The sequence below is a fragment of the Rathayibacter sp. AY1D5 genome, from assembly GCF_002932515.1.
Classification (GTDB): Bacteria; Actinomycetota; Actinomycetes; order Actinomycetales; family Microbacteriaceae; genus Rathayibacter.
Window position 1 is genome coordinate 1 of record NZ_PSVU01000093.1, and the last position, 4,435, is coordinate 4,435.

The following is a 4,435-nucleotide window of genomic DNA, read 5'->3' on the forward strand; positions in this document are numbered from 1 at the left end:
CCGGCGGCGCCGGCGCGGCTTTCACGCTCTACGACGTGAAGGTGACGCCCGGTCAGACGATCTACTGGGGAAGCCTCCGGAGCGGGGGCTTCGAGGGGGACGGGTTCGAGCGCATGGCGGGCCTTCCGGACGCCCGGGCGGGTCGGGGGATCCGATTCTCAGGCGATCCGCAGGTTACGGGCGGGGCGACGGCAGTGCCAGAGGAAGCGGGGCGCGCGGGCTTAACGGGGGGTGACGCATCGGCGGGCTATTGCCGGGGAGGCCGGACGGCCGTGGTCCGAGGGGTCGATCCGGATGGCGCACTCGAGGAGCTCGGCGCTCCTCCACAGGGCCTGGATCGGCGCGGGCATCCCCGGGAGCGATCGTCACGATCCCGAGCCCTCAGGACTCGGAGCCCCGCCGGACCCGCAGCCGCGTCTCCTCGAGGTCGAGCAGCGACTGGGCGTCGCGGAGGATGCGCTGCGGGTAGGCGCGGCGCGAGCGCGCGTCGAGCAGGGCCTCCCGCTCGGCCGCGACCACGGCGAGGCGCAGCGCCCGGTAGAGACGGTGCGGAGTGTCCGCGACCGACCTCTCCGTGCCGCGCGAGCGCTCCCAGGCGGCCTCGGAGCGGAGGAACGACGTCTGGCGCACCCGCTCCAGGACGTCCGGAGCGACGCCGTCGGCGCCCTCGACGGCGTCGCCCGGGCGCTCCAGCACCGAGAGGCCCTTCTCGGTGATCTCGTCGAGCAGGCCCGCGAGTGCGCGCTGGTCCTCGGGCACGTCGATCCCGCGGATGCCCAGCGCCCGGATCAGCAGCGGCAGCGTGCTGCCCTGGATCAGCAGGGTCGCGACGGCCACGGTGAAGGCGATCAGCACGAGCTGCGGACGGTACGGGATGTCCTCGGGCAGCGACTGCGCGGCCGCGAGGGTCACCACTCCGCGCATCCCGGACCAGCCGAGCACCAGACCGCCGCGCCAGCCGATGCCGTTGCGGCTGAAGTGCCGGTAGTCGCTGCGCCGCAGCAGGTAGCGCCGCTTCGCCCGGCCGCGCTCCTCCTTCGGCAGCTCCTGCGCCTCGGGCGACTCGAGCAGCTCCTTCTGCTCGCGGGCCCGGCGCTCGGCCCGGCGGGTCTGCCAGCGCTCGCCGAGGAGCACCGGGCCGACCCAGAGGAAGCGAACGACGATCAGCCCGACCACCGCGATCAGGCCGATGCCGACCGCTGCGGGCACGGAGAGGCGCGCGCTGTCGGCGTCGTGGATCAGCGAGCGGATCTCGAGCCCGATCAGCAGGAACACGCCGTTCTCGAGCAGGAACTGCACGGTGCGCCAGTTGATCCGGTCGTTGACCCGCGACTGCGCGGTGAAGGCCCGCGAGGAGGCGTGCCCGGTGTGCAGGCCGGCGACGACCACGGCGAGCACGCCCGAGGCGCCCAGGCCCTCGGCGGGGATGAACGCGACGAAGGGGACGATGAAGGAGAGGACGGTGTTGAGCACCGGGTCCTCGAGCCGCGAGCGGACGAAGACGGTGACGACGCTGGCCACGAACCCGACCACGACGGCCACGACGACCGCGTAGAGGAAGTCGCCGATCGCGGCCCACGGCGTCGCGAGCGTCCCGGCGGCGGCGGCGAGGGCCGAGCGGAGGAGCACCAGCGCGGTCGCGTCGTTGATCAGCCCCTCGCCCTCGAGCAGGGTGAGCAGACGCGGCGGGAGGCCGAGGCGCCGGCCGACCGAGGTCGCGGCGACCGCATCGGGCGGGCTGATGATCGCGCCCACGGCGATCGCCAGGCCCAGCCCGAGCTCGGGGAGGAGGAGGAAGAGGAGCGCGCCGACGCCGGCCGCCGAGATCAGCACCAGAACGACCGACAGGCCGGTGATGGTGGTGAGGTTCCGGCGGAAGTCGATGAACGGGACGCTGAGCGCCGCCGCGTACAGCAGCGGCGGCAGCACGCCGTCGAGCACCCACTCGTGCGGGACGACCACCTCCGGAACCCCGGGGATGTACGAGAGGCCGACGCCGGCGAGCACGAGGACGATCGGGGCGGCGACGCCGAGGCGCCGCGAGAAGACGGCGACCGCGACCAGGACCGAGACTCCGATTATCGCGGCGATGCCCAGCTCCATCAGCGGAGTCTCTCGGGGGCGCAGAAGGGCATGGTCTCGTCTCCAGGGGGTGGCGGGCGATCGCCCGGGACGAGTCTGCGCCTCTCGGCGGATGCGGGGCAGGGGGTTGCGAGCACCCGGCGTCCCGCGCCGGGTCAGCCGTCGTCGCGAGCGGCGCGGCGGTCGAGCAGGCGGGCGAGCGCGAGGAGGAGCGCCATGGCGCCGAGCGCCGCGACGGCCAGGGCGAGCGCGGCGCCGGGCTCGAGCGTGATCCCGCGCTCGACGACCTGCGCGCGCAGCACCGGGTCGGCCGAGACGACGAGCAGGCCGATCGAGGCGGCGGCGAGGACGAGTCCGTAGAGGACGGCGCCGACGCGGATCCGCGGGCGGGCGGTGGCGGGGGTGGGCGTGGTGGTCATCGTGCGGCTCCGGTCTCGGGGGTGGGGCTCGGGGTGGGTGTCGGGGTGGCGTCGGCGTCCGGCGCGGTGGTGCCGGAGTCGGCGCCCGGTGTGGAGTCCTGGACGCGGATCGACCCGCCCTCCTGGGCGATGCGGACCACGAACGGCTCGGCCTCGGGATCGCCGAAGGTCTGCGTCCACAGCTGACGGCCGTCGGCGGTGCGGATCTCGCGGGGCGCGTCGATCGCGCCTCCGTCGACGTCCAGCACGAGGAGCTCGGTGTCCTCTGTGGTCGCCTCGAGGCGGACCGCCGTTCCCGCCATCGTGGCGACGGACACGTGCCCGTAGCCGATCCACAGGTCCAGCGGCTCGCCGGAGGTCTCGTAGCCGGGTGCGACCGTGACGCGCAGGTCGCTCGCCGCGAGCGTCGCGTAGCGGCCGGGAGCGGCGCTCGAGAAGCCGTAGGTGCCGAGCACCGGGAGCAGCTCGCGGTCGGTCGGCAGCACGGCGGCGCAGGCGGCGGTGACCAGCGCGACCGTCGCGAGGGCGATCAGCGCGATCGCGCGCCTCCGGAACAGGCCGGCGAGCACGATCACCACGGCGAGCACGAGCGCGGCCGAGGCGGCTCCGACGACGAGGGCCGTCGGCCCGGAGGCGGTGAGCGAGACCAGTGCGCCGGTCAGGGCGGCGGCGCCCAGGGCGAGCAGCGTGAGGCTCGCCCGCAGCCGGGGGTTCGCGGCGCGTCGGAGGCGCTGGCGCTCCAGGCGCGCGGCGGTGACGGCGGCGGCGGCGAGTCGCGCCTCCTCCGCCCGGGCGCGGGCCGTCTCGCGGGCCGTCGCGCTCTGCTGGGCGCGGAACGCCTCCCGCTCGGCCCGCCACGCCTCCTGGCGCTCGCGCCACTCGGCGACGGCCTCGGGGGACGAGGGGCGCTCGTCCTGCAGGCCGGGGTCGGGTGCGGGGTAGGCCGGAGCGGTGGTCGCGGGGTAGGGGAGCGTCGCGGAGGGATGTGCGGACGGGGAGGCCTGGGCCGGGTGGGCGGCCTCGTCGTCCGATCGCCGACTCCGCCGCACGATCCAGACCACGAAGGCCACCATCAGCCCGAGCACCACGAGCGACCACAGCGTCCGCCCGGTCGCGGGCGCCCAGGGCATCGCCCCGGTGTACGCGCCGCCGAGCGACCAGAAGCCCTGCGCCACCGGCAGCATCGAGGCGAGCACGAGGACGCCGATCCCGGCGTGCACCCGGTCGAGCGAGCCGCGGAGCAGCCGCTCCACCGGCAGGGCGCCGTCCTGGTCGGGCAGCAGCAGCCAGGCCGCGGCGTAGAGGAGGAGCGCGGGCCCGCCCAGCACCGCGACGACGAGCACGATCCCGCGCACGATCAGCGGGTCGATGCCGAGCCGGTCGGCGATCCCCGAGCAGACGCCGCCGATCCAGCCGGGACGGCGGGGCAGGTCGAGGCCGCGCAGCCAGAGCACGAAGCGGTTCTCGGGCGCAGGGGGCGGATCGGCGGGGCCGGAGGCTCCCGGGTCGGGGCTCTCGGGGCCGGCGCTGTCCGGGCCGGTGCTGTCCGGGCCGGCGCTGTCGGGTCCGGCCGCTCCGGGATCCGTCCAGATCGGCGTCGTCGCTGTGCTCGCCGCCTCCGTGCCGTCCGGCTCCGCGGAGCCCGGCGGGGTCGTGCTCTGTCCTGTCATGCTGCGAGTCTCCCGTGCGCTCCACGGCCCGGACCATCGGGGGAACCCCTGATCCGACCCCGAGAGCACCCCCGATCGTGCGGCCGACCTGTTTGGATGCAGGGGTGAGCACAGTCCCCGGCACCGCCGTCCGCCCCCCGCTGCAGCGGCCGCGGACGATGCTGCTCGGCGGAGTGTGCACCGCGGTCGCCGACCACCTCGGCTGGAGCGTGCGGAGGACCCGCCTCCTGGCCGTCCTCACGACCGCGCTCGGCGGGGGCGGCG

At 75.5% G+C, this 4,435-nt stretch carries 4 protein-coding genes; 1 reads left to right on the top strand and 3 read right to left on the bottom strand.

Features of this window, described 5'->3' with window-relative positions; genetic code table 11:
- Positions 1 to 381: 381 nt before the first annotated feature.
- From C5C82_RS16765 to C5C82_RS16775, 3 genes are all read right to left on the bottom strand, one after another.
- Positions 382 to 2,103 (bottom strand): sodium:proton antiporter, encoded by a 1,722-nt coding sequence (locus C5C82_RS16765; RefSeq protein WP_104355416.1) that lies wholly within the window; start codon positions 2,101 to 2,103, stop codon positions 382 to 384.
- Between the two features lie 134 nt (positions 2,104 to 2,237).
- Complete coding sequence (locus C5C82_RS16770) at positions 2,238 to 2,501, bottom strand: hypothetical protein (RefSeq protein ID WP_104225751.1); 264 nt, start codon at positions 2,499 to 2,501, stop codon at positions 2,238 to 2,240.
- Complete coding sequence (locus C5C82_RS16775) at positions 2,498 to 4,171, bottom strand: PspC domain-containing protein (RefSeq protein WP_104355417.1); 1,674 nt, start codon at positions 4,169 to 4,171, stop codon at positions 2,498 to 2,500. Before C5C82_RS16775 ends, C5C82_RS16770 begins: the two co-directional genes overlap by 4 nt.
- A gap of 104 nt (positions 4,172 to 4,275) precedes the next feature.
- Between C5C82_RS16775 and C5C82_RS18280 the strand changes: the two genes are divergently transcribed.
- The coding region (locus tag C5C82_RS18280) for a PspC domain-containing protein (protein ID WP_146086027.1) at positions 4,276 to 4,435 on the top strand (160 nt) is incomplete at its 3' end.